Below are 25,005 nucleotides of genomic sequence, written 5' to 3'. Positions count from 1 at the left end.
AGCGGGAGCGGTGTCTTGGGAAGGGTATTCATAACAGGGTCGACTGACGGTCTAGGCCTTGCAGCGGCGCGGAGCTTGGCGCGTGCTGGACACGAGGTTGTCCTGCACGCACGATCTGGACAGAGGGCTGATGCCGTTTCCCGCCTCCTCCCCGACGCTCGTCACGTGGTCATTGGCGATCTGAGCAACGCTAGTGACGTTCGGTCGCTTGCATCACAGGTGAACGATATCGGCCGCATGAACGCCATCATCCACAACGCAGGCGTCTACTTGCAACCTGATCGAGGCGACACAGCCGAGCGCCATGCGACGACCCTCGCTGTGAATACCCTCGCCCCCTACATGCTAACTGCCCTCATCGAGCGGCCCGACCGCCTGGTTTACCTCAGCAGCGGGATGCATCGGAGCGGTGACAGCTCATTGTCCGACATCGATTGGCAGACCCGGAGGTGGCAGGCGAGTAGCGCGTATTCCGAGAGCAAGCTGCATGTCGCCGCCCTCGCATTCGCAGTCGCAAGACTTTGGCCTGATACGTTGAGCAACGCCGTCGATCCCGGCTGGGTACCGACGAAGATGGGCGGGCCCAGCGCGACCGATGATCTTGAGATGGGTCATCAAACCCAAGTGTGGCTCGCGGTCGAAGACGACCGGGAGGCCATGACATCTGGAGGGTATTGGTATCATCGACAACACCAGCAGCCCTCACCCGCAGTACGAGACGTCCGGTTTCAGGACCGTCTGATACAACGAATCGCAGAAATGACGGGGGTCATCCTTGGGTAAAACCTCCCTCCCCAGCGCCCCGAGCACTTCTACGTAGGCCAACGACCTACTTAGCTTGGGAAGCCGGTTCATGGCCCGCTTCAGACGTCGGTTGAGGAGGAACAAATGACGGTAATCCGGATAGTCACGAATGTCGCCACGCCCGATACGGAGCTAGCTAGGTCATTCTACGGCGACCTACTTGGCCTTGACGTCGTGATGGATCAGGGTTGGATTGCCACATTCGCAACCACGGTAATTGGTAGACAGCAAATCAGTTTCGCATCTGAGGGCGGCTCAGGAACAGCTGTGCCCGACCGATCGAGGTCGACAATGTTGAAGCCCTCTACGACCGAACTCGTGCAATGGGATTCGATATCGTCTATCCGCTCGCGGACGAACCGTGGGGCGTGCGCCGCTTCTATGCGCGCGACCCTTTCGGAAGGGTCGTGAATATCCTGTCCCACATCACATAAGTCCCTCGTTGCGTACAAAGTGCCAGAGAGGCAAAGGCTGTTTGTCGATCAGCTGCGGTCACCTCTTTCGTTCATCCTTGGGCGGGTCGCGGTCCCGCTGCAGAGCAGCGATGATCAAAGGCGCTGCCGCAATGACAATACGCCCAAGCGGCACCCGGCGAACGATGCGGGTTGCTACTGCGCTGCCGGCGATGCCGGCAATCACTTTCCCCCAAGCGAATGACCCAGACGTCTCCGCATTATCCGACTTCGTTGTCCTTCTCGGCATGTCCAATTCCTAATCTGTCCCGTGCCACCTGGCCTTTTGGGAGGGAACTACTGAGACCCAATACTTGACCGAGTAAACGGACTGGCGACGTTAAAGGTTCAATCGACGATCCATGGAGGCATCCCTTTCTAAGACGCTGCTCGGTGTTCAAAGCAGCATCGCCTCAACGATCCCTTGGATTCTGCTCTGGAGCGCAACCTTACCAGGCGCTCTACCGCGCGGCGAACTCGCCTTTTATCGATTGAAGCGTTCAGCCTACGGTCGTTTTATCACGCGCGACGTTCGCATGACGGAGAAGGACGATAGCCTCGGCATAAATCTCGCGACGTCGCTCTTCTCGCATCGAGTACAGCCGTTTGCGTTCGTTCGGGGAAACTCGACTGCTTGGGCTTTGCGGCTTGATGTCCTCGGCCTCCACAAGGTCGATCAGCAGGTTTCTCATTACGCCGTTGAGTTCGCGAAGGTCGCGTAGCTCCGAAGTCAGAGGCGAGGCCTCTAGCCTCCTGGCGATAGCTTCGTCGATGGACTTCTCTGCAAGCCTGGTCTTCACGGCGAAATAGCGGACAATGGCGATCGCACAGATCGATGCCAGCGCGAATAGGACGACGACAATCATGGTAGCAGCTCCTGACACCGACTGTAGATCGTCATCCTCTTGCTGATGTTCAATATCCAACCGCCGCTTTACCGGCACAAACCTGCCCGTCGCGAATTCGGCTCTTATGCAAAGCGGGGTGAGTTGAACCAATCATGGCCTGCATCGTTGTGCTGGAAACCAGGAGAGCTATTCATGTTTCAGCAGCAGCCGTTCGGTCACGATCATTCCCTCGCCGGCAACGAAGCGTGGGTCCTGCACGCTGCAAACGAGGCGGTCAGCGAATTCGTTCGCTTCGTCCGCGACAACAGCGTTGGAAACGATCTCCTCGATGAAATCGAACTCCCTCTCCCCAAGTCAGTATTGATCGAAGCATTCAAGCGGGTAATCGTCGCCGAGCAGCGACCGGAAATGCGTGCGCTGCTCCTCAAAGCCGGGCTGATGCTATCTCATTACCACGTCGGCCTTGGCGAACGCATAAAGGTGACGCCGGTCGCTTCCCACAGGCGCGAAAAGTCGGCAGACCCGAGGTTCGAAGTCAAATTCAAGCGTATTCTGTTATTTACGGCTTCGGAGAAAACGCGGTTGACGAAAGTCTACCAGGAGGCGCTGAAGCGCGCCCTACACTAACGTGCCGGCTTTCCACCGGCTTTCGAAAAACGCCCTTGGAATGGTACGGAGCGATCGGCGACGGCTCGGTTCCTACCACCACTCTTCGCAAGGTAGAGGGCCTTATCCGCGCGCGATATCATATCGCTCATTTCGGAGGCGTCGCTACGCGAGGTGAACGAGACACCAATACTTGCTGTCATCGTCATTGAGTTCTCGCCTTCCAGCGGAATACGCATGGCTTCAATCCGCCGGCACACGAAAGCCGCATCCAGCAAAGCCTGGCCCTCGTTATCGGCGTTGTAGACGATCACGAACTCTTCGCCTCCATATCTCGCCGCCATTGAGTTCGGGAGGTGATCTAGCGAGAGAAGAAGGAGGGCCAAACTCTGGAGGCATTGGTCACCGACCTGATGTCCGTAGCGGTCATTGATGGATTTGAAGTGATCCAGGTCGATCAGCAATACCGCAGTGCCGCCAATCTTGTTGGTGTTGGCAAGCGCGGACTGCAAAAAGGTCTCGAATGTTCGACGGTTCGCCAGTCCGGTCAGCGGGTCTTCCTCGGCGAGCGCCTGTAACACCACGTTCTTTCGTCGGAGTTCGCTTGCGGTATCCCCATAGGAAAGGACGGCGTCTCCAATCATCGCAAGCTCCGAAAGGACCGGGCGCGTTTGAACGGGTATGGTTTGGCTGTTTTCGCTGATCTTCTTCAGGTTTCCGATTGCCGAAAGGATGGGCTTTGCGAGATGCCGTCGAGCGAGCAGCAGCAAGACGACGCAGAAAAATCCGGGCATCACCAGAGTCACCAATACGGTGTTTCTAGTGCTTGCTGCTCCCGCCTCGATCTCCTGTGCAAGCCTGTCGGCCGCGAGCGCCGCGTCTCCGCTTAGTTCCTTCCCCATCTCGTCGATAGTTTTGATCGCTTCGCTATACGCGGCGGTCGCACGTTCTTCAAAGGTGAAGGCGGTAATGTTCTGCCCAGCACTGTCACGGGCCTGCTGCCGAGCGGTGGCGATCTCTTTCGCAAGGGTCGCCACGTTTTTCGACCCGGAAACGACGCGCTCACCTGCATCGAAGGGAAAGCCCTGGGCTAAAGCTTGTATCTGAAGCTGGATTTGCCGTTCGAGGCGTCGGTCTCGTGCCAGATAGATCGCCCTGACCAGAGACGCCAAGCGCTCGGCTTTGACGGCATTACGTGTCTGCGAAAGGATGAGCGGCAACTGCGTTTCGCGGGTGAACCTGGCTTCCCTCTCGATCTTCGTTAGCAGAACGCCAGTGAAAATGGCTGCCGCGCAGGTGTATACGAGCGCAATTAGGAAAAGCCCCCTGCCAGCTGACCTAAGCGAGATTTGACGCGACGACCGCCACCGTGACCAAGACCTCAACATCGGCAGCCTTAGTAGATGCTGAACGGGAAGTAGGCGTCATTGATCCGGTCGTATGTGCCGTTGAGCTTGATTTCCTTGAGAGCCGCATTCACGCGGGCGAGAAGCGCCTGGTTGCCCTTGTGGGCGGTGATGTGTGCAGAGCTTTGCAGGAAGTCGCTCGAGATCGGGTCTCCGACGTAGCTATACGCAGACCCTTCTGGTGTCTCCATGAATGTCAGGAGCTCAATAGCATCACCGATGAGGAGATCGGCCTTCTTTTCGATCAGGAGTTTTCGTGCAGCTGGCTGGTCTTCGCCAAGCAGGATCGTGCTCTTGGAATAAGCCTTCTTGAGATACTCGGCTTGGATCGTCCCGCTCTCCACGGCGATCCGCACGCCTGCCAGCGCTTCCGGTGAGCTGTCCTGGAACTTCTCATCGCCCACCAGGACGGAGTGTGAGCGGTAATAGGGTTCGGAGAAATCAATCCGGGCAGCGCGCTCTTTCGAGTAAGCCATACTGGCCACGACCAGATCGTATTTGTTGGCTTCCAATCCTCCAATGATGTCGTTCCACGGGACGGCCTGGAAGGTGCAATCCACAGACATCTTGGCGCAAATCGCCTTGGCAATGTCGACGTCAAATCCCTTAAGCTCGCCCTTGTCGATGAAGTTGAACGGCGGGTAAGCGCCCTCGGTCGCAATCTTCAGCGTCTCCGAATGGACTGCCCCAGCCGCCAACACGGTCGCCAGGCCGAATGCGATACTCAATTGTCGAAGCATTGTGTGATCTCCTCAAGGCTCGACTCTAACCCGGAGCAGCTAATGAAGGTTTTCGAAATACAGTTAAATGTTACCCTGCTAACAAAGCGAACGTGCAGATTAGAAACTGGTTCTGGAACACGGAACTCTCGCTAAGCATGAGGTCCTGCTCATGGCAACGAGGATCGCGCTGACTGAGCCTGCTAGTTCATCATGCGTTCGATGATACCGTTCAGGCTGCGATCTGCAGGGACCCTAGCGCCAGCCTCGCGAGGGTCTCACGTCTGTGAGCTCGGGTTTCCCCTCACTTGAGCGTCCAACGAAGCTCAGAACCATCCCCTCCGCCAAAACCAGACCAGTGGAACGATGCCGCTCGCTATGATTACCGCCCATGCGAATGGATATCCAAACGTCCAGCTTAGCTCCGGCATGAATTTGAAGTTCATTCCCCAAATACCTGCCATCAAGGTTGGAGGTACGCCGACCACCGATGCGATCGTGAGAACCTTGAAGATGTCGTTTTGCTCGATTGTGATAAAGCCCAGCACAGCATCCAGCAGAAACTGCGCCGTGTCCGACAGATGACTTTCATAGTCACTGAGAGAGGAAATGTCCTTGGAGACGGCGTGAAGCTGATCGTGGAACCCATCCGGAAGCTGGTCGTGACACATGTCCAAGGTAAAAGTGGCCATCCTCCCTATACCCAGGAGGACATCTCTTGCTTTCGAGGACCTGTCGGCCAAGGTGCCAAGTTTTGTAAGGGCCCGCCTTAACGTGAAATCCGAGGTCCGTGATGATGCTGAACCCCTCAAGTTGCCGTGAAACACCGCCTTGGAAAGTTCGTCCACCGCGGTAGCCAGGTGTTCCAGAACGTCAGCTCCGCGATCTACGACGGCTTCCATCAAAGCGATAAAGACAGCCATTCCTGTCTTCAACGTCTCATCGTGCTTGAGGCGCTCGGCGACAAGGTCGAATGTCGGCAGGGTATCGAAGCGAATGGTAACGAGAACCTGTGGGGCAACAATAAATCCGGCTGGGGTGAGCTCCGCATGCTCGATTGTGGCTTTTCCAATCACGGGAGAGCTTAGATAGATTGAACTCCCCTCCTTGGCCAACCTACTCGATAGCTCGATCTCACTTAGGTCGTCGCGAGAGGGCACCCGCACGTCAAAATGCTCATGTGTCCAGGCAACTTCATCATTCGTGGGGTTCAGAAGGTCGACCCATATCACGTTGTCCGGCGCACTCGCGGTCTGTGCGTCTACCTGTGTAGCGATACCGCCGTGAGAAATTAGTTTCAGCACTTTCTGCCCCGCACTTCCGGACTCACCGGCATTACCTTGAGCGAGAAGCGCGACTAGGTCGAGGCCCATTGACGGCATGACGAACGAAAGGATCGGTCAGGGCCGGCTTTACTGCCCCGGTTGACGACAGTCCCTCGATAATCGTTCCGCCGAACGACCGGGCACTGCTCAGCCGGTCAAAGGGTAATTTGATTTCTCTCACGCGCATTGATGGCAAGGTGCGCCACGAAAAAACCCCGGTGATCGCGCCGCAAGAGGCTCAGAGCAATATCCGGGACGGCACGCCGTCGCCCTGTTGCTCCGATGAAAGATCAACGACATCATCTGTGCTAGCCCAGTCTTGGGTCTGTTCGTATCGTTCGGAGACACTTGCAACGTAGCTGATCCCTTGCTCCAACAATATCTCGGCCGCTTTAAGCGTCTCGTCTGAACTTCCCAAGCCGAACCCGCGGTTTGGGCACGCAAGATAGGTCGCGTTCAGAGCGGGATTGATCGTCGCCGCGCTCTTCAGCGTCGTCTGCGACACTTTCCAAGGCCTCCGCGACGAGCAAGATCATGTTCGTCCTCTCGGGTGGGGACATTTCACTCAAACTACGTGCAGTCATTATCGCGATCCATCAATCTTCCTTGGCCACTCCACAGGCATTGCGGCAAGGCCGAGACCTTTGTGTTGCCTGCAATTCCCCGCCACGCGTTCCAGACCTCTTGCTTGAGCGGAGTTGGAAGCGCGCAGTGTTCCACCGGCGCATGCTGATAGCAGCCGGAACCCTTTCCGGTCTCCTCGGTTTTCTTGCAAACGCAAGGAGCTTTCGCATGACAAAAGAACTCGACCGCGATCAGATATGGAAAGACTTCGACGACGCCGTCAACATAACCCCTTCAGCTCTCGAAAAGTGGCTGCAGACCGACGAAAGCCGCAAAAGCGGGTGGAAAGAGGACGACGGGAGCGACACCATCGGTCACCATTCCGGCCGCCGGATCATCGCAATCAAGGGCAAGAAGAAGGCCGACCTTTCTGACGAGGACTACGAGCACATGCGCAAGGTCGTAGGATATGTTCACCGTCACTTGAAACAGGGCGGCCCGAAGGAGGACAAGGAGCACTCCCCCTGGCGGTACTCGCTCATGAACTGGGGTCACGATCCGCTGAAGAAGGGATGATGGCACCCTGCTCGCTCAAGAACCGCAAGCGCCCGCGGATACGCAGACCGTCGCGTAGCAACCGAAGACACCACATTGACGAGCAACCGGACCTGCACCATCTATTCAACATGCCCAGACAAGAGAAAAACGACGTTGAACTCATACGGGGATGGACGCTGCTTACGACAGCGACTCTTGGGTCGGCAGTCCGCGCGAAGGGTATCCTGCAGGAGATACAGGCCCGTCTCCCTGCGGCTTCAAAGAAGTCCATTTCGTTGGAAGGCGTCGAACTGACATTGTCGATGCCGACCAGCAGTAAATCCGCATTTAACGCTGCAGTGGCCGTCATCTCGGATACTGTCGCAGAAGCCGAGAACCTCCCTGTCATACCTCGCGAAATTCAGGACATCCTGACAATTAAGCCGACCGAGAGGCACCGCTGGCTTGCAGACGGCCGTCTTCCGAGCGCGGGAACCCGAACCGTTCGATTAAACGGGCGTGCCCGGCAAATCACCTTTCACGTCTTCGATCCTAAGGTGATTGAGGACCTGCTCGACCGGGGAGTTGTTGACGAGTGGCGCGTGGAAGACGCCGAAGCTAAGGCAGAAAAGCGACGTAGAACGGCCTACCAGGCAAAGTTGGCGAAGTCCGCGAAGCGCGCCAAGAAGAAGAAAGTCGAGCCGAAGGACGCGGAGGACGGGGCTTCACAGCTAAGAGGCTGGGAGGAGTTCGACGTCCATGGCTTGCTTCGCTGAGTGCGACAACTAGCTACTCCTCGTCCCTCGCCATTTTGATAAGATATCCGAAGCCTGGCCCGATTAGGATTCCGCCAATCACCCACTCGACCAAGGTGAGGGGAGTTTCGTCGGGGTCGTGTCCGGTGAGATATAGGAAAAGGAAAAACGCAGCGACGCCAGCGACTATCAGCGACAACGCAACGAAGAGATTTTTGCGCGAACCCCGCATGGGAATCCTTTTCCAAACTGAGACCGTCGCGGCAACGCCGGCTCACCGGCACTGCAATATCCTAATTGTCATCGAGCCAGGCGCTGCCTGGAACCGCTGAGCGGTTGAAACAATCCGGAGCCGCGCGTCGTCGCGTGGCTCCAGTCAATGAACGCTATCGCATTTGTCCTTCGTTTTCGTCCGCCGGATCGTAGTTGATGTCCCAATCCTTGACGGGCTTCTCGCCTGGCGGCGTCTTATGTTCGGTTGCGTCTTCCGAGCCGGTGATTACGGTCGGCTTGGCGCTGTGGACACCACTCGACTTTCTGTCAGCCACCGACTTGGCAAACTGACCTTTCGCATCCTTTTCGATGTCCGGCATCTTACTCACCCTTTTGCTTGAGGCCATCCGAGACTTTTTTCACCTCGGGATCGCTATTGGTTTCACCGTTGGCGTCCTTCGCCCGGTCTGGGTCGTCCTTCGCAGGCAAATAGCCCGGCGGCATATTCTCCTGCGGGCCTTCCCATCTCGGCGACTGATCGGTGGTGCCTGACGCACCGTCCTTAGGCTTGTCCATACCCATGATCGATTCTCCTCTTGATCTTGACTAACATTGGGAGCGCGCCGTTGTTCCTTGCGTCGTTGCGGGAACCATCTCGAAGGCTCGACATTCCCTTTATTGGGCGCAAGCCGTCTCAGTCGGACGCAACAGGGATGGTAAACATTGCTGTTTCTCCGATTTGTCGCGATGGCCAACGAAACGGCAGACGAGCGCCACATTTGTTCGGCATTGCCCTCACCCTTCATCCACAGGAGCTCGGATGTCCAACGATCTGCAGTCGGAGAAGATCGCGTGGTTCGGATCGCTGCCACCCCTCCTCCCGGCCGAGTTGACCGGGCTCTGGCGCGGCAAAGGCATTCGGTCGGGGCATCCATTGGACGGCGTGCTCGAAAACCTCCATTGGTTTGGCAAGAGATTTCACCCCGACCTGAAGGCGGACGCGTTACTTTTTCAATGGCGGCCGGACGGGCTTGTTCCCCTCGAGCCGTATTTCTTCCCGATCAGAATCGTAATCCGCATTGGAGCTTTCGGGAGGACGTCTGTCGCTCGAAACTGGTTTTCATATACCAGTAAAATTGCTCGCGCCCGCGGCACCACGGCGTCTTTGAAACTACGGATGGTCGACGGCGCGGAGACTGCGGCAATGGTTTATGACCGGCAACCAATCGTCGACTACTTTCGTCGAATTGATGACGACCAGCTTGCCGGCATGATGGTCCTCGAAGGGGACGAACGCCGGTACTTCTTCCGGCTCCGGCGCGTCGATCCAGCAGGCTAGATCATGAAAGCTGCAACCCTCGAAACGCCGGATGGCCGCTATATTATCGTGCGCGGACGTCTTTGGAGAAAGACCAACCCTCACCTGCCGGATGATGAGCGACAACGCCTCGTGTCCGATTTGATGTCAGCGCGCCGGGCGGTCAAAGACACCGCGGGTGACGAAAGAAAAACCCGAACGGCGCGAGATGCAGTCGATGCCGCCAAGGTCGCGCTGGGCGAACGGGGCCCTGTGTGGTGGACGGATGGAGCGCCCGACCTCACCCGTCGTATGGCGCGAACGACGGAATACGCGGACTGGTATCGCGACGCGTCCGCCCCTTCCGATGACGGATGCGCTCAATGCTAATCCACCGATATCGGACTTGGCCCGCGCTATCGCGCGTCCTCACCTTGAGCAGCGATCGCGATCTGTGGTCCCAAAAAGTCGTCGACAAGGCCGCTGGGTGCCACTCTTTGCGCGTCGACGTGGATCGGGAGTTGGGAGCACGGTTTAACTAATAAACTCGGGGGCCGCACTGGCGTGGGAACCGCCTGCAAGCCTGCGAGTTGTGATCCTAGAAGGAGAACACTGATGACATCGAACTCTATCCCGAGCTCTGCCAAGCTTCCTCCAAAGTCCCTGAACGAGGACACCCAGGACGACGAGCTTCCCGAAGCCAATGTCGACGACCAGCGCGCTCCTCCGGTCAACATGGGCGGCAGCCGCGAGGCTGGCGATGGCGTGACCGACACCGGCCCGACGACGGGTCGCGCCGACACCAAGGATCATATCCCGGCTCCCCAAACCGCGAACCGGGAGTGACGACTGCCGGCAACCTATTGCAGCTTGAGCCGAAACCGCTCGGCTGACGGCTGGATAATGGATCGACGAAGTTCCGACTTCGAAAATTGCCGGGTGAAGTTCCTTATTCTCCAATTTCCAGGCGAGGTCGCCCAGTGGTCCAACACGCCAAGGGCGTTCTGCTCGCTGAAACGGATCACCGCCCCACACACCGAGCTTTCCGCGGCCCATCCTTCCCGGTCTTCTTGATCGAACCGGACAGGCCTGCAGCGCACTTCGGGAAATGCTTCGTCGAAAGGCACCTCAATGGTGGTGTGCACGATGAGCCGTTTTCGTATTTATAGTGTCTCCTCCGCCGAATTTGGTCGGCGGAGGTACAAAGTCGCCCACGCGATTGCAGTTCCAGCTCGACGCGGTCGCATCTCAGCCGTTCGGCCGGATGACGACCTTGACGCAACCATCCTGCTTGTCGCGGAATGTCTTGTACGCTTCGGGTCCCTCTTCCAATCCAATGCGGTGGGTAATAAGGAATGAGGGATCGATCTTCCCTTCTTCGATCAAGTCCATGAGCGGCTTCAAGTATTTCTGGACATGGGTCTGACCCGTTTTCAGCGTAAGACCTTTTCCGACGAATGCGCCGAGCGGGGCTGGGACTGCCGGACCGACGAATACGCCCGGTAGCGAGACGACGCCACCGGGACGGCAGGCCATGATCGCCTGGCTCAACGCGTAGGGTCGTTCGGTTGAGGTCAATTTTGCCTGCATCGTCTCCATCATGCCGCCTGTACCATGGCTCTCCATGCCGACCGCCTCGATGACGGCATCAGGACCTTTACCGCCGGTAAGCTCCAAGATTCGTTGCTGAAGGTCTTCGTCGGTGTAGTCCAGCGTTTCAGCACCCGACTGCCGGGCGAGCTGCAGCCGCTCGGGTACGGTGTCGATGGCGATCACTCGTTCAGCGCCGAGCAAGAACGCGGACTTGATCGCGAAGAGGCCGACCGGGCCACATCCGAACACAGCGACCGTATGGCCCTGCTGGATGTCACAATTTTCGGCCGCCATATAGCCTGTCGGGAAAATGTCCGACAGGAAGAGGACCTGCTCGTCGGAAAGTCCATTCGGAACCTTGATCGGACCGACGTCAGCATAAGGCACACGCAGGTACTGCGCCTGGCCGCCCGGGAAGCGACCGTAGAGTTCGGAGTAGCCGAACAAGCCCGCGGTCGGGTAGCCGACCTGCTTGGCCTGTTCCGCACCGTTCGGGTTCGAGCGCTCGCAAAGCGAGAAATGGCCCCATTTGCACTGGCGGCATTCTCCGCAGGAAATGGTGAAAGGCACCACGACGCGGTCGCCGACCTTGAGTTTCGAGTTGCCGCGACCAACTTCGACGACCTCCCCCATCGTCTCGTGTCCCATGACGTCCCCGGCGTGCATGCCCGGCACGAAGCCACCGTAAAGATGAAGGTCGGAGCCACAGATCGCGCAGCTCGTTACCTTGATGATGGCGTCGCGATCATCCTGAATGATTGGATCATCGACTTCTTCGCAACGGATGTCTCCGCTGCCGTGCCAAGTAAGTGCTTTCATTTCGTTCTCCTCGTTGAATTGCGGTGCGTTTGCGATCGGCTCAGGGCTGTCCGCCTCCGCCCGCCGCTCCGTAGACTTGGCCAGTTGCATAGCTCGCTTGCGGGTCGGCAAGCTGGACGTAGATTGAGGCGAGTTCCGCCGGTTGGCCGGGGCGACCCATTGGCGTGTCGCCACCGAACTTCTCGAGCTTCTCCATGGTCGCGCCACCGCTAACCTGCAGCGGCGTCCATATCGGCCCTGGCGCGACGCCGTTGACGCGGATGCCCTTCGGGCCAAGTTGCTTCGCCATCGATTTCGTGAAGTTCATCACCGCCGCCTTGGTCATGGCGTAATCGACGAGGTTTTCGGACGGATCGTAGGCCTGTTCCGACGTCGTCTGGATGATGACTGATCCAGGCTGCATGTGCTTGAGCGCAGCCTTGGTCAGGAGAAAGGTAGCGTAGATGTTTGTCTTCATCGTCGCGTCGAAGGCTTCATAAGTGATCTCGTCGATCGACTGGGCCTGCTGTTGCCGTCCCGCGTTGTTGACGAGGATGTCCAACCCGCCGAGAGCCTCGACTGCGTCTTCGACTAGCTTCTCGCAAAAGGCTTGATCACGAAGATCGCCGGGAAGCGCCACGCCCTTGCGGCCCTCTTTCTCGATTAGGGCGAGTACCTCCTTGGCATCCGGCTCTTCGTCAGGGAGATAGTTGATGGCGACGTCGGCACCTTCGCGCGCATAGGCGATCGCGGCCGCTCGCCCCATACCCGAGTCGCCGCCGGTGATAAGCGCCTTGCGACCGACGAGACGGCGGGAACCCTTGTAGGAAGTCTCGCCGTGATCGGGCTTCGGATTCATCTTTTCGGCAAGGCCGGGAAACGGTTGACTCTGCTTTTCGAACGGAGGCTTCGGATACTTGGTGGTCGGGTCTTCCATTGAATTCAACTCTTTCTTTCCGAGGGTCTGGCTGTTGACGGAAACGCGGAGGCGGCAAGCGTCGCGCTCGCGGCTGCGAGGACGGACCGTCGTGACCAATTGGGGTCGCTGCATGGTCGATCTTCCTCGTCGGGAAAAGCCAGGCGACAAAGCCCGGCCTCCAACTGTCAATCCGTTGGTGACGATGCCTAACCTACGTTGGCGCTCATAGTTCCTCGGCGGAGCCCACTATAAGTTCGGAAGGAGCGGTGATCTTTTGTCATGGACCAGCGCCTGTCGCTTCGTTTCAGCGGCGCGAATCTAAACGGTGTGAACGCGTCAGGGGCTCCGCGACATCACGCGAATATTGAAATCGTTCGCTCGAAACTATCCGTCACTTCGGGAAACAATGGCGGAACTTCCGTTCGTTACGCAGCTTTAGGCCATATCGCGCCAACAAAGGAATGCACCATGACGACGCCAGTCCGCTTCTCCCCCGATGTCGAAACCATCCTTCCGGACGAACGGGAGACCGTGTCCAAGCTCAACGACACTTTCGACACCATCCTGGAAACAACGGCCAAGGACTACGGACACGCCGTCCGCTCGGTGCATGCGAAGGCACACGGTATTTTAAAAGGCAGACTGACGGTCTTGGATAATCTTCCTGCGGAGCTCGCGCAGGGTTTGTTCTCCCAACCGGGGGAATACGACGCCTATATCCGCATCTCGACAAACGCCGGCGACATCCTGCCGGATGCAATTTCCCTGCCGCGAGGACTAGCGCTGAAGGTCGTCGGCGTGAATGGCGCGCGTCTGCCGGACGCTTCCGGCGACACACAGGACTTCGTGATGGTCAATGGCCCGGTGTTTCAGGCGCAAACCGCCGAGAAGTTCCTCGGCAGCCTTAAAATGCTCGCGAAGACGACAGACAGGATGGAGGGCACAAAAAAGGCGATGTCGCGCGTATTGCAGAGTGTCAACAACGCTCTGGAGTCGGTTGGCGTATCGAGCACGACTGTGCAGTCGATGGGCGGCGCTCCCAATGTCGACCCGTTGGGCGAGACATACTTCAGCGTGACGCCATTTCGTTACGGCGACTTTATCGCCAAGTTCAGCCTGAAACCGTCTTCAAAAGACCTAATCGATCTGACGGGCAAGGAAATCGACGTCGCGAACCGTGATGACGCCATACGCGAGACCGTCCAGGCTGACATGAATCACCTTGTTGCGGAATGGGACTTCCGAGTGCAGCTTTGTCGCGATCTCGAGAAACAGCCTGTCGAGGACCCAACCGTCGAGTGGGAGGACGACGAGGCACCGTTTGTAACGGTCGCACGACTCCGTGCAGAGCCGCAGGATAGTTGGGAACCGGAACAGGTCCGAAAAGTCGACGAGGAAATGAGGTTCAGCGTCTGGACTGGTCTGGAGGCGCACCGTCCGCTCGGCAACATTAACCGGGCTAGAAAAGCGCCCTACGAACACTCGGCGCAGTTCCGGGCGCACTTCAACGGCTGCCCGATGCACGAGCCCAGCGCCTGAGCCACCAGTCATCTCATCGATACACTCGGTTTGGAGCACGCAATGGCTGACCAAATTCATAATCCCGATGGCGAGAGCCCTGCAGGCGGCTGGGGTTCGCTGAAATCGATCGCCAGGATTTACGGCGAAAGCTGGCCGACGCCTGCAGCGATCGAGACCCTGAGCCAGCAGAACAAGCCGGGCGGCTTTATGTGCGTGTCTTGTGCGTGGCCCAAGCCCGAGAACTACCATCCATTCGAGTTCTGCGAGAATGGCGCAAAGGCGACGCTTTGGGAGCTTACGTCGCACCGCTGCACTCCGGATTTCTGGAGCGATCATACAGTCACCGAGCTTCGGGGTTGGAAGGACCACGACTTGGAAATGGCCGGTCGGCTGACGCACCCCCTGAAATACGATCAGGAGACGGACCGCTATGTCGAAGTTACCTGGGATGAGGCCTTCGCCGATATCGGTGAGGTTTTGAAAAGTCTCGAAAGGGAGAGCGTCGTCTTTTACTCGTCCGGCCACGCGGGTCTTGAGGCGTCATATCTCTACGCTCTGCTTGCCCGCGTCTATGGCAATAATAACCTCCCGCAAAGCTCGAACATGTGCCACGAGACGACCTCCGTTGGCCTGAACAATGTCATCGGGTCGCCGGTGGGGACGGTCGTCTGGGAAGACTTGGAGAAAGCCGACGCGTTCTTCTTCTTCGGACAGAATCTAGGGTCAAACAGTCCTCGCTTTCTCCATCCGCTTCAGGACGCAAAGAAGCGGGGCGCTCGGATCGTCACCTTCAACCCAATCCTTGAGCAGGGCCTCGTCTCCTTCGTCAATCCGCAAAGCCCTGTCGACATGCTAACGGGGCGCGAAACCCAGATTTCCGACCAGTACCTTCAGGTGAAGGCCGGCGGCGACATTGCAGCGATCCTTGGCCTCTGCAAGCACGTTGTCGACGCCGACGATTTGGCTCTTCGTGATGGTCGCGATCGCGTGCTCGACGTCGCCTTTATCGAGGAGCACACAACAGGGTTTTCGGAATTCATCGCAGTGGTCCGCGATACGTCCTGGATAGACATCGAGCGTGAGAGCGGTCTGACTGAGGCCGCGCTTCGGGACGCCGCCGACATCTACATCGGCGCGAAAAACGTTATCGGCGTCTACGGGATGGGCTTGACCCAGCATGTGGAGGGAGCGCTCAACATCGGCATGCTCGTGAACCTCCTTCTCCTGCGCGGCAACATCGGACGCGAGGGCGCGGGCTGCTGTCCGGTCCGCGGGCACTCGAATGTCCAGGGGCAGCGAACAGTCGGGATTGCCGAAAAGACCAAGCTGATCCCGATGGACAAGCTCAAGGAACTCTTCGACTTCAACCCACCGACGAAAGACGGCGTACCCATCGTCGAAGCGGTCAAGGGCCTAATAGCCGGCGAGGCCAAGGCCTTCATCTGCCTCGGCGGCAACCTTGTGCGGGCGGTTCCTGATCAAGAGGAAATGGAACGCGCCTGGGCCGCTCAGGAGCTTTCGGTCATGGTCTCCACCAAGCTCAATCGAAGCCATCTCTTTCCGGGCAGAGTATCCTACATCCTCCCTTGCCTCTCGAGGACTGAGATCGACAATCAGGCGACCGGGCCGCAGGCAGTCACGACTGAGGACAGTTTCTCGCATATAAGTGGAAGTGTCGGCAAACGAACGCCGGCTTCGGAGCACTTGAAGAGCGAGCTGGCGATCGTCGCGGCGATCGCCAAAGCCACGCTGCCTCCAAGTCAGAAGTTGAAATGGGACGAGTGGACCGCCGACTACAATCTCGTCCGTGATCTGATCGAATACACCTACCCGAAGGATTTCAAGGACTACAACGCGCGCATGTTTCAACCTGGCGGCTTCTACCGTGGCAACGCCGCCCACGAGCGAGTCTGGAACACGAAGCCAAAGAAGGCGATCTTCACCGCTCCTCAAAGACTGAATGCGCTATCCTTCGAGGATCGGCCCGGCAGATATCGGCTGGTGACCATAAGGTCCAACGACCAGTTCAACACCACGATATATGGCTATTCTGACCGCTTTCGTGGTATCGAGGGAACGCGTGACATCGTTCTTATGGCCGAGGCGGACGCTGTCGATGCCGGCCTGCAGGAAGGTCAACACGTCACACTGGCGAGCGACTTCGAGGATGGAAAGCGGCGCGAACTTGCCGGCCTAACCGTGAGGTTTCACGATCTGCCGCGCGGAACCATCGCTGCCTATTACCCGGAATGTAACGTCCTCAATGCAATTGACCACCACGACGTCCTTTCGAAGACGCCGGCATCAAAGGCTATCCCGGTGACGATTTCGGCTCAGGTATTTGGCCCACGGAGGAGAAAGTCGGCGGATAGCCGCTAATGCTTTTGGGTTTCCTCGGCGGCTTGATGGACGATCGATCCCAAAGCCCGTCGCATCGGCAGCCCAGTCGCGCCATATCGCGACGTGATCACCGTAGATTTTTTTTGAGATCGTCTCGCCGCAGGTTGCCGCCTCGCGCCCGCAAGGAGGAAGTAAGCGTATTGAACAGCTACGTCGACACCCTGCTCATCTTCGGTGCGGTTGTGCTCCTAACCGCTTGGCTACCCATGGCGCTTCGACGTATTCCGCTTTCGCTTCCAATCTGCTGCATCGCGATCGGTATGTTGCTGGCGTGGTCGCCGTTCACACCGCTTCCGCGGTTCAATCCGCTTGAAAACACTGTCTGGGCCGAGCATCTTACCGAGTTCGTCGTAATAGTCGCTCTAATGGGCGCGGGCCTCAAAATCGATAGGCCGATCGGTTGGCGAAGATGGATGATCACCTGGAGGCTTCTCGGTATCGCAATGCCTCTTTCCATCGCTGCGATCGCACTCCTCGGATGGAGCGTACTGGGCCTGAGCTCGGCGACGGCGCTGCTGCTTGGCGCGGCGCTCGCGCCTACCGATCCGGTGCTCGCGGCTGACGTTCAAGTCGGCCCACCTCAGACCGGCGAAGAGGACGATATCCGCTTCGCACTGACGTCGGAGGCAGGTTTGAACGACGGTCTGAGCTTTCCCTTCGTGATGGCGGCGATCGCGATGGCGGGTAGCGAAGCAGACAGTATGCGGTGGGTCGGTCAATGGCTGGTCTTTGACGTCATTTGGAAGCTGGCGGCTGGCCTGGCTATGGGGTTGATCGTCGGACGCATTCTCGGATGGCTGACATTCCAGGTCCCGGAAAGCGGAAGGATATCGCGGACCGGCGACGGCCTTGCGGCGCTCGGCTTCACCTGCGTGGCTTACGGGCTTACCGAGCTCGTGCATGGATACGGTTTCGTGGCGGTCTTCGTGGCCGCTCTCACCCTCCGTAGCGTAGAAAGAAAGAGTGATTTCCACGGACAGCTCCACGATTTCGGCGAGCAGATCGAACGCATGCTGATGATGGTCTTGCTGGTCTGCTTCGGGTCGATCGTGGCGGAGGGCTACCTCCTTCAACACGTCGACTGGCGTGTGGCCATCATGGCAGCCCTCACCCTTGCGATCGTCCGACCTCTTGCCGGATGGATCAGCCTTCTGGGCTGCCGTCGACCGGCTGCGGAGAGAGTGATCGTCTCTGTGTTCGGCATACGCGGACTGGGGTCGGTGTACTACCTCGCCTATGCTACAAGGAATGCGCAGTTCGAAAACGTGGAGACCGTATGGGCAACGGTGTTCGTCATCATTCTGGCGTCCATAGTGCTTCACGGTGTCGCCGTGACACCGGTCATGCAGTGGATCGACCGTCGGCGCGGCGTCGACAGTATGAAGCCTACGGCGAGATAACACCAAACATCGTGTTAGAAACACTCCGTCCTTTATTGCGGAGCGGCGTGTAACGCCGAGGTAGGTTTCTAGCTGGACGAAGAAACGGACGAATATTTCGCCGGGCAACCGATAATAGGCGACGGGACATTGGAGACAGCTATCGCCTCGGGCAGCCGAAAACACAACCAGATCGCCCCTCGCCCCGTGCTTGTGGCTATTGTGGTTTGGTCAGCTTGAGCCAAAAATAGGCATAGGGCTGGAAGGTCAGCGGGTAGCTGTCCCGGCCTATAGCGGGAAACGATGCGCCGCCCGACAGCTCAACCGGCACCAAACCTTCGAGGTTGGGAAGGGAAAGCTTCACCGCCAGCGACGTTTCGGAAAGATTGGCGGCGCAGAGGATTACATCGTCGCCGCATGTCCTGATATAGGCGATCACGCTGTCGTTGTCCGTCTTGGCGAACCGCATCGTGCCGCGTCCGAAAGCACGGTGCTTTCGGCGCAACGCCAACATCTGCCGGGTCCAGTTCAAGAGCGAATGCGGATCATCGTCCTGCTCGGCGACGTTGATCGCAGCGTAGCTGAATTGCGGGTCTTCAATGATGGGCAAAGCCAGCTTGTGAGGCTCCGCATTCGAGAAGCCCGCATTCTCGGCACTCGACCACTGCATCGGCGTCCGCACCCCGTCACGATCGCCGAGATCGATATTGTCGCCCATACCGATCTCGTCACCGTAATAAAGAACCGGACTTCCGGGCAGCGAGAACAGCAGCATGTGCAGCAGCTCGATCCTCCGTCGGTCCTGATCCATCAACGGCGACAGCCGGCGGCGGATGCCGAGGTTCAGCCGGGCGCGCTTGTCGGCGGCATAGGTCTCCCAGAGAAAGTTGCGTTCCGCCTCCGTCACCATCTCCAACGTCAGTTCGTCGTGGTTGCGAAGGAAGATCGCCCATTGGCATTCCTCGGGTATGGAACTCGTCTGCCTCAGGATCGTCTTGATCGGTCTGGCGCTTTGCTTCGCCAGCGCCATGAACATACGTGGCATGAGTGGAAAGTGAAATGCCATATGGCATTCGTCGCCGTTGCCAAAATATTCGCGCGCTTCTTCCTGCCAGAGATTGGCCTCGGCGAGCAGGATCACATTTGGATGTTTTTCCGCAAGCTTAGCACGGATATGTTTCAGCAGGGCATGGGTTTCGGGGAGGTTCTCGTTGTCGGTATGCTCACGCTCGACAAGGTGGGGAATGGCATCGAGCCGGAAGCCGTCCACACCCTTCTCCAGCCAGAAGTTCATGGTGGAGAGCAGTTCCTCGACCACCTCAGGATTTCGGTAGTTCAAATCTGGCTGGTGCGAATAGAAGCGATGCCAATAATAAGCCTTGGCGACGGGATCCCAGCTCCAGTTCGATTTCTCCGTGTCGATGAAAATGATGCGCGTTTCCGCGAATTTGTCATCCGTATCCGACGAGACGTAATAATTCCGCTCGGGCGATCCTGCGGGAGCGCGGCGGGCGAGCTGAAACCATGGATGCTCATCGGAGGTATGGTTGACCACAAGCTCGATGATGACGCGGATATGTCGGAGATGCGCCGCATCGACGAAGGCTTGGAAGTCGTCGATCGAGCCATACTCGGCGCTGACATTACGATAGTCCGAGATATCATAGCCGTCGTCCCGGCGCGGAGAAGGGTAGAATGGCAATAGCCAGATCGTGTTCACCCCGAGTGAGGCAATGTAGTCCAGCTTGCGTGTCAGCCCTTTGATATCACCTATACCGTCTCCATCGGCATCAAAGAAGCTCTTGATGTGAAGCTGATAGATGACCGCATCCTTGTACCACACCGCGTCGCCGCCTAATTTGTGGTCTCGCACGGGCCGCTCGTATCGGTTCATTGTGCGGTCACCCGCCAGATCGTGTTGCCGACGTCATCGGCGACCAATAACGCCCCCTTAGCGTCAACGCCAATGCCGACGGGCCGGCCTCGCGCCTGGTTTTGATCGCTAAGGAAACCGGTCACCACATCCTGCGGCGAGCCATCAGGCTTTCCATCCTTGAATGGCACGAATACGACCTTGTAGCCGTTGAAGGCATGCCTGTTCCAACTGCCGTGCTCGCCAATGAAAGCGCCGCCTCGATAGGTCTCGGGCAGATTGTTGGCGGTATAGAATGCCATGCCGAGCGGGGCGACGTGCGAGCTCAACGCATAATCCGGGACGATCGCCTTTGCGACCAGATCTGCACGCTGCGGCATCACGCGCGGATCGACATTCTGCCCGTAGTAGCTGTACGGCCAGCCATAGAAGCCGCCATCCTTAACCGAGGTCATGTAGTCGGGCACGAGGTTCGGGCCGAGCTCGTCCCGTTCATTCACGACGGTCCAGAGCGCTTTCGTCTGCGGCTCCAGGCTCAATCCGTTCGGATTGCGCAGGCCGGCAGCAAAAATCCGGTGGCGGCCCGATTGACGGTCGACCTCCCAGATCGCGGCTCGGTTCTTCTCCGCTTCGATGCCGTTTTCCGTGATGTTGCTGTTGGAGCCTACGCCGACATAAAGCAGGCTGCCGTCGCCGCTCGCCACGAGGCTCTTCGTCCAGTGATGGTCGATCGGGCCGCCCGGCAGCTCGGTCAGAACCGTGCCGGGGTCGCTTATCTTGGTATCGCCCTCGTGGTAGGGATAACGGATAATTGCGTCAGTGTTGGCGACATAGAGGTCGCCTCCGACCAGCGTCACGCCGAAAGGTGAATTCAGATGATCGAGAAATACCTCCCGCGTCTCAGCCACACCATCTCCATCGGCGTCGCGCAGTAGCGTAATACGGTTGCTGGGCTCGCCTCCGCCACCTCCGCTGCCCGTCGCGAAGGACTGTACCCATCCCACGATAAGATCCTTGGGGCGCATAATGGGCTCGCCTTTCGGCGCCGTGGATTCGACGACGAGAATGTCGCCGTTGGGAAGCGTATAGACGGAACGAGGATGTGAAAGCCCGGTGGACAGAGCTTGGACCTTTAGCCCTGCCGCCACCTTCGGCGTCTCGCCATCTTTCCAGCCGACCACCTTCGCGACGTTCATCGGCGGCACGAAATATTCGGCCTGGGCCGGAAGTTTCGGGTTGGGGCCGATCTCCGTCGGCTCCGGCTCATTGTCACTGCACCCGGCTAGCGCCAATAGTCCGGCGCTTGCGAACAGGCCGGCGGTGAATATGCGATATCGCTGGGACAGAAGCTTCATTTTACCATCCTCCCGCAGCGAGGCGTCGAACGCGCGCGCCCAGCACTGCAACGATCGGCACCAGCAAGACAGTCACCACAGAGAGAGCCAACCCCAGCGGCATCACTGATGTCCAGGCGTCACGGCTATGAACGAAGGAGTTGAAGATGGCGAGGCCAAACACGATGAGATTCCCGACAACATAGAGCCAACCCGCCGCGGACCTCAGCGCAAGAAGACCCCGCGCCGCATCGATCAGCCCTGCCAGCAATCCGACGGCACCAAGTACAGCCCCGGCAAGCAGGAGCCACGCGGAGAAGTTGGTCCACATCATCTGCATCGTTCGCCAATAGGCGATATCGGTGAGAAGCGCGCCGATGAAACAGGCAGCGGCGAAATGTAGGGGGATTGAGCGGAAGGAAGATTTAAATACCTGCAGCACGGGCGGAGCGGCGACATAGGTCATGGGTATTATCCAACGAGACTGGCAACTTGATGATGAACTGGCAATCTCGCTGATTGTTCCCCTCGTCCTCATTCGCCCAACGGCAAACTGATTTTGTCATTCACACGGCGAAACTATACGTTCCACCTTTCGCCAGCGCCCGTTTGTAAGCAGGGCGGGCATGGATCCTCTCAAGCCAGTCAACTGTCGCTGGGCGTGACTGGTCGAGGCCTGCCTTGGCCCGAGCGGCTTCAAGCGGGAAACTCATCATGATGTCCGCAGCCGAGAGGATGTCGCCGGCAAACCACGGTCGCGAGGCGAGTTCCGCCTCGATGTAGTCCAGATGGACATCCAGCATCGGCCGGACCTTTTTCACGGCAAAGCGGCCAAGGATCGGTACTCGCGACGCCACAAGCAGCGCAAACAGCACCGGCATGACGGAGCCTTCCGCGTAGTGGAGAAACTGCTGGTATCGTCGGATCCCGTCGGCACCAGCGGGCGGCCCGAGAATACCACCCGCTCTATCGACCAGATACTCGCATATCGCGCCCGTCTCCACGAAGACGGTCCGGCGCCCGTTTAGGTCGTCCTCAATAATCGGCGATTTGCCTAGCGGATGGACCCTCTTCAGTTCAGAGGGGGCGCTCATATCGGGCAGGCGCTGATAGCGGCGGATGGTATATTCGATTTCCAGTTCTTCAAGCATCCATAGGACGCGCTGCGACCGGCTGTTGTTCAGGTGATAGACTGTAAGCACAAACTGCTCCGTATGATGATCCTTCAACTGTTTACGAAAACTGGATCATAGCCAACCGAGACAGCCGTCCAGAATGAAGGGCAAGCCCACTTTGAAATGTCGCTCACCGCCCTACTTTGTAGCGGTGCGTTCGCTGCAATGACACGCAAATTCCATCACCCGAGGACGTCCCGCTGCTGAACGAACTGAAGTCTCCATATCCATCGATGCGGCAGCGCGTTGAAGACTTCGACTGGTCACGGACGCCGCTTGGCCCTCGATCCCAGTGGCCGGTTTCCCTGCGAACGATCGTTGATCTGGCCCTCGATTCAAAATTTCCCAAGGCTATCGTCTGGGGCTCGGCCCTGACGACGATCCACAATGATGCGTTTCTCCCGATCCTTGGTGACAAACCATCGGCACTCGGCCGCTCCTTCGCGGATGTCTGGCAAGAAGCGTGGAGCGACATCGCCCCTATCGCCGAGAAGGCTTTCCGTGGCGAGTCCACCTTCATTGAGAACTTCCCGCTCATCGTCGACCGCCATGGATTCGCTGAGACGGCTTATTTCACATTCTGCTACAGCCCGATCCGTGGGGACGATGGCGCCGTGGCCGGGATGATGGACACGGTGGTGGAAACGACGGCGACCGTGCTTGCGGAGCAAAGTTTGCGGCAGAGCGAGGAGCGCTTCCGGGCGTTCACGAACGCCACGAGCGACGTCGTGTACCGCATGAGTGCGGACTGGAAAGAGATGCGCCAGCTCGAAGGACGTGGATATCTCGTGGACACCCTACAGCCAAGCGCTGCCTGGCAAGACGCGTATCTGTTTGCCGACGATGTGCCGGAGATCGAGCTCGCCATCAATGAGGCGATCGCCGCCAAGTCGATGTTCGCACACGAGCACCGCGTCAGGCGGGCCGATGGAAGCGTCGGCTGGACCTTGTCGAGGGCAGTCCCTGTCCTGGATGACACCGGCACCATTCTCGAGTGGTTCGGTGCGGCGTCCGACATCAACGACAGAAAGCTTGCCGAAGAGCGTCAGGAGATCATCAACAGAGAGATGAGCCATCGCCTGAAGAACTCGCTGGCGATGGTACAGGCGATCGCCACCCAAACCCTCAAACCGGTTGGCGAGCGCCAGTACGTTGCCGCCCTGCAAGAGCGGATCCAGGCGCTCAGTTCCGCACATGACATCCTGTTTGATAGGTACTGGCAGCAGGCGCCGATCCGATCGCTCGTATTCTCGACGCTGCAGCGTCTCGTCCCGGCAGGACGATTGGACGTGAACGGCGCCGATGTGATGATTGGTCCGAAAAGCGCTTTGTCACTTTCGCTCGTCCTCCACGAGATGGCGACCAATGCTGTCAAGTACGGAGCGCTTTCGAACGACACGGGCCGGGTCACTGTTTCCTGGCACGTAGAAGGTGTCGGAGAGGATGCCGTTTTCCAATTCTCGTGGACCGAGAGGGGTGGACCTCCTGTCAGCACCCCAAATGAGAAGGGTTTTGGTTCGAAGCTTATCCGTATGGGGCTGATTGGAACCGGAGGGGTGCAGGTGAGTTATGATTTTGCAGGGTTTAACGCGACGATGACCGCCCCTCTGCGCCAACTGCAAGATACGGAATAACGATGGGACAATTCGCGCAGCCGTGCCGCCAGGCCGTTCTTGTGGTGGAGGACGAGCCTCTTCTTCGGTTGATGGCACTCGATCTCGTTGAAGACGCAGGATTCGAAGCAGTCGAGGCGCGAGATGCGGACGAGGCGATCTCCATTCTTGAGGCTCGCAAGGATATCACCGTCGTATTCACCGACGTCGACATGCCGGGCTCGATGGACGGCCTCAAGCTAGCGGCGGCGATACGGGATCGATGGCCCCCCATTGCAATCATCATCACCTCCGGCCATGTCCGCCTTGATGATGGCGGCATCCCTCCGCGTACTGTGTTTTTCTCAAAGCCATACGATCACTCGGAGGTCACTTCCACGCTTCGGTGGATGGCCAAGCAGTAGCGAGAACGGCTCCTGCGAATGAGTTTCACTGTTGCCTTCCATCGAGGAGAAAGCCTTACGGCCTCGACCATCACAATGTGCCGACGGTCCGATAGGAACCAATTGCAATCCAGACGGTTGAATATCACAGACGAAATTAAGCCGGCGATGCTGCTGGTCGCCAAGAACTGCCTTGCATCCCGCTCAGGTTGGATCGCGATTAGAAGAATATCCAATCCCAAACGTCGCGCAGGGAAGGCGGACTATCACAACGGCATTAGAGTTGGTCGAGGCGAAGCACAGCACGACAACTCTTCTAGATGACCTTGATCTGCGGCTACACTCTTAGCCGCCACTAGATGCCGATGTCTGGAACCGGTATAAAGCCAGCTGGGCGTAATTCGGGCGGTGCGTTGCAGACCGCTCGAAACGTAGACCCTTCAACGTCGCGTCCAGCTGGCTACGCTCCATCGATCTGATCGGCTTCAATC

General features: G+C 58.2%; 25 protein-coding genes and 2 pseudogenes. 13 read left to right on the top strand and 14 right to left on the bottom strand.

Annotated elements, in window-relative coordinates; translation table 11 throughout:
• The first annotated feature begins 15 nt into the window (after positions 1 to 15).
• Both ACODTZ_RS24935 and ACODTZ_RS24930 read left to right on the top strand, forming a co-directional pair.
• On the top strand, positions 16 to 783 hold the full coding sequence (locus ACODTZ_RS24935; protein ID WP_489028957.1) for an SDR family NAD(P)-dependent oxidoreductase: 768 nt from the start codon (positions 16 to 18) through the stop codon (positions 781 to 783).
• A 105-nt stretch (positions 784 to 888) separates the two neighbouring features.
• Positions 889 to 1,238 (top strand): annotated as a pseudogene (locus ACODTZ_RS24930) (VOC family protein).
• 518 nt (positions 1,239 to 1,756) lie between these two features.
• On the opposite strand, the gene ACODTZ_RS24925 reads toward ACODTZ_RS24930, so the two are convergent.
• Positions 1,757 to 2,122: a hypothetical protein gene (locus tag ACODTZ_RS24925; RefSeq protein ID WP_489028955.1), complete on the bottom strand. Its 366-nt coding sequence runs from the start codon at positions 2,120 to 2,122 to the stop codon at positions 1,757 to 1,759.
• Between the two features lie 174 nt (positions 2,123 to 2,296).
• Here ACODTZ_RS24925 and ACODTZ_RS24920 point away from each other — a divergent pair, with 174 nt between their 5' ends.
• A complete protein-coding gene (locus ACODTZ_RS24920; protein ID WP_489028953.1) occupies positions 2,297 to 2,731 on the top strand; it encodes a hypothetical protein in 435 nt (144 codons plus the stop codon).
• Here the strand turns inward: ACODTZ_RS24920 and ACODTZ_RS24915 are convergent.
• From ACODTZ_RS24915 to ACODTZ_RS24900, 4 genes are all read right to left on the bottom strand, one after another.
• Positions 2,728 to 3,930 (bottom strand): GGDEF domain-containing protein, encoded by a 1,203-nt coding sequence (locus ACODTZ_RS24915; protein ID WP_489028951.1) that lies wholly within the window; start codon positions 3,928 to 3,930, stop codon positions 2,728 to 2,730. The two genes, ACODTZ_RS24920 and ACODTZ_RS24915, sit on opposite strands and share 4 nt — an antisense overlap.
• Before the next feature lie 176 nt (positions 3,931 to 4,106).
• Complete coding sequence (locus ACODTZ_RS24910) at positions 4,107 to 4,856, bottom strand: transporter substrate-binding domain-containing protein (protein ID WP_489028949.1); 750 nt, start codon at positions 4,854 to 4,856, stop codon at positions 4,107 to 4,109.
• Positions 4,857 to 5,161: 305 nt separating this feature from the next.
• Positions 5,162 to 6,139: a magnesium transporter CorA family protein gene (locus ACODTZ_RS24905; RefSeq protein WP_489028947.1), complete on the bottom strand. Its 978-nt coding sequence runs from the start codon at positions 6,137 to 6,139 to the stop codon at positions 5,162 to 5,164.
• 259 nt (positions 6,140 to 6,398) lie between these two features.
• Positions 6,399 to 6,665: a hypothetical protein gene (locus ACODTZ_RS24900; RefSeq protein ID WP_047513813.1), complete on the bottom strand. Its 267-nt coding sequence runs from the start codon at positions 6,663 to 6,665 to the stop codon at positions 6,399 to 6,401.
• 287 nt (positions 6,666 to 6,952) lie between these two features.
• On the opposite strand from ACODTZ_RS24900, the gene ACODTZ_RS24895 reads away from it, so the two are divergent.
• On the top strand, positions 6,953 to 7,300 hold the full coding sequence (locus ACODTZ_RS24895) for a DUF3140 domain-containing protein (RefSeq protein WP_489028945.1): 348 nt from the start codon (positions 6,953 to 6,955) through the stop codon (positions 7,298 to 7,300).
• A gap of 110 nt (positions 7,301 to 7,410) precedes the next feature.
• The gene (locus ACODTZ_RS24890) at positions 7,411 to 8,037 is read left to right on the top strand and encodes a hypothetical protein (RefSeq protein WP_489028943.1); all 627 of its coding nucleotides are present in this window, start codon (positions 7,411 to 7,413) and stop codon (positions 8,035 to 8,037) included.
• Positions 8,038 to 8,402: 365 nt separating this feature from the next.
• Here ACODTZ_RS24890 and ACODTZ_RS24885 read toward each other — a convergent pair whose 3' ends face one another.
• Together ACODTZ_RS24885 and ACODTZ_RS24880 are read right to left on the bottom strand one after the other, a co-directional pair.
• Positions 8,403 to 8,609 (bottom strand): hypothetical protein, encoded by a 207-nt coding sequence (locus tag ACODTZ_RS24885; RefSeq protein ID WP_489028941.1) that lies wholly within the window; start codon positions 8,607 to 8,609, stop codon positions 8,403 to 8,405.
• Position 8,610: 1 nt separating this feature from the next.
• On the bottom strand, positions 8,611 to 8,811 hold the full coding sequence (locus tag ACODTZ_RS24880; RefSeq protein WP_489028939.1) for a hypothetical protein: 201 nt from the start codon (positions 8,809 to 8,811) through the stop codon (positions 8,611 to 8,613).
• A gap of 238 nt (positions 8,812 to 9,049) precedes the next feature.
• Between ACODTZ_RS24880 and ACODTZ_RS24875 the strand changes: the two genes are divergently transcribed.
• From ACODTZ_RS24875 to ACODTZ_RS24865, 3 genes are all read left to right on the top strand, one after another.
• Positions 9,050 to 9,568: a DUF4334 domain-containing protein gene (locus ACODTZ_RS24875; protein WP_489028937.1), complete on the top strand. Its 519-nt coding sequence runs from the start codon at positions 9,050 to 9,052 to the stop codon at positions 9,566 to 9,568.
• A gap of 3 nt (positions 9,569 to 9,571) precedes the next feature.
• Positions 9,572 to 9,916, top strand: a complete 345-nt coding sequence (locus tag ACODTZ_RS24870) for a hypothetical protein (RefSeq protein ID WP_489028935.1) — start codon at positions 9,572 to 9,574, stop codon at positions 9,914 to 9,916.
• A gap of 225 nt (positions 9,917 to 10,141) precedes the next feature.
• Positions 10,142 to 10,372 carry a hypothetical protein gene (locus tag ACODTZ_RS24865; protein ID WP_489028933.1) on the top strand — a complete coding sequence of 77 codons (231 nt, stop codon included), beginning with the start codon at positions 10,142 to 10,144 and terminating at the stop codon, positions 10,370 to 10,372.
• Positions 10,373 to 10,386: 14 nt separating this feature from the next.
• On the opposite strand, the gene ACODTZ_RS24860 is transcribed toward ACODTZ_RS24865, so the two are convergent.
• The 3 genes from ACODTZ_RS24860 to ACODTZ_RS24850 form a co-directional block, all read right to left on the bottom strand.
• Entirely contained in the window at positions 10,387 to 10,671 is a 285-nt protein-coding gene (locus tag ACODTZ_RS24860; RefSeq protein WP_489028931.1) for a hypothetical protein, read from the bottom strand.
• 103 nt (positions 10,672 to 10,774) lie between these two features.
• Positions 10,775 to 11,938: a zinc-dependent alcohol dehydrogenase gene (locus tag ACODTZ_RS24855; RefSeq protein ID WP_489028929.1), complete on the bottom strand. Its 1,164-nt coding sequence runs from the start codon at positions 11,936 to 11,938 to the stop codon at positions 10,775 to 10,777.
• 40 nt (positions 11,939 to 11,978) lie between these two features.
• Positions 11,979 to 12,854 (bottom strand): SDR family oxidoreductase, encoded by an 876-nt coding sequence (locus ACODTZ_RS24850; RefSeq protein WP_489029050.1) that lies wholly within the window; start codon positions 12,852 to 12,854, stop codon positions 11,979 to 11,981.
• 450 nt (positions 12,855 to 13,304) lie between these two features.
• Here ACODTZ_RS24850 and ACODTZ_RS24845 point away from each other — a divergent pair, with 450 nt between their 5' ends.
• The 3 genes from ACODTZ_RS24845 (at position 13,305) to ACODTZ_RS24835 (ending at position 18,157) form a co-directional block, all read left to right on the top strand.
• Entirely contained in the window at positions 13,305 to 14,375 is a 1,071-nt protein-coding gene (locus ACODTZ_RS24845; protein WP_489029048.1) for a catalase family protein, read from the top strand.
• Between the two features lie 42 nt (positions 14,376 to 14,417).
• On the top strand, positions 14,418 to 16,736 hold the full coding sequence (locus ACODTZ_RS24840; protein ID WP_489028927.1) for an FdhF/YdeP family oxidoreductase: 2,319 nt from the start codon (positions 14,418 to 14,420) through the stop codon (positions 16,734 to 16,736).
• A 161-nt stretch (positions 16,737 to 16,897) separates the two neighbouring features.
• Complete coding sequence (locus ACODTZ_RS24835; protein ID WP_489028925.1) at positions 16,898 to 18,157, top strand: cation:proton antiporter; 1,260 nt, start codon at positions 16,898 to 16,900, stop codon at positions 18,155 to 18,157.
• A 211-nt stretch (positions 18,158 to 18,368) separates the two neighbouring features.
• Here the strand turns inward: ACODTZ_RS24835 and treS are convergent.
• From treS to ACODTZ_RS24815, 4 genes and pseudogenes are all read right to left on the bottom strand, one after another.
• Positions 18,369 to 20,030, bottom strand: a pseudogene (treS, locus tag ACODTZ_RS24830) (maltose alpha-D-glucosyltransferase); the annotation flags it as partial.
• A complete protein-coding gene (locus tag ACODTZ_RS24825) occupies positions 20,027 to 21,364 on the bottom strand; it encodes a PQQ-dependent sugar dehydrogenase (RefSeq protein WP_489028923.1) in 1,338 nt (445 codons plus the stop codon). The gene ACODTZ_RS24825 and the pseudogene treS, both read right to left, overlap by 4 nt.
• 1 nt (position 21,365) lies before the next feature.
• Positions 21,366 to 21,809: a DUF2231 domain-containing protein gene (locus ACODTZ_RS24820; protein ID WP_489028921.1), complete on the bottom strand. Its 444-nt coding sequence runs from the start codon at positions 21,807 to 21,809 to the stop codon at positions 21,366 to 21,368.
• A gap of 100 nt (positions 21,810 to 21,909) precedes the next feature.
• Positions 21,910 to 22,545 carry a glutathione S-transferase family protein gene (locus ACODTZ_RS24815; protein WP_489029046.1) on the bottom strand — a complete coding sequence of 212 codons (636 nt, stop codon included), beginning with the start codon at positions 22,543 to 22,545 and terminating at the stop codon, positions 21,910 to 21,912.
• 206 nt (positions 22,546 to 22,751) lie between these two features.
• Between ACODTZ_RS24815 and ACODTZ_RS24810 the strand changes: the two genes are divergently transcribed.
• Both ACODTZ_RS24810 and ACODTZ_RS24805 read left to right on the top strand, forming a co-directional pair.
• Positions 22,752 to 24,152: an HWE histidine kinase domain-containing protein gene (locus ACODTZ_RS24810; RefSeq protein ID WP_489028919.1), complete on the top strand. Its 1,401-nt coding sequence runs from the start codon at positions 22,752 to 22,754 to the stop codon at positions 24,150 to 24,152.
• A gap of 2 nt (positions 24,153 to 24,154) precedes the next feature.
• Positions 24,155 to 24,535 (top strand): response regulator, encoded by a 381-nt coding sequence (locus ACODTZ_RS24805; RefSeq protein ID WP_489028917.1) that lies wholly within the window; start codon positions 24,155 to 24,157, stop codon positions 24,533 to 24,535.
• The last annotated feature ends 470 nt before the right edge of the window (positions 24,536 to 25,005 follow it).

The sequence above is a fragment of the Rhizobium sp. FG113 genome (assembly GCF_057809895.1).
Note: the sequence above shows the minus strand (reverse complement) of the source record. Positions and strands in the feature narration are given on the sequence as shown.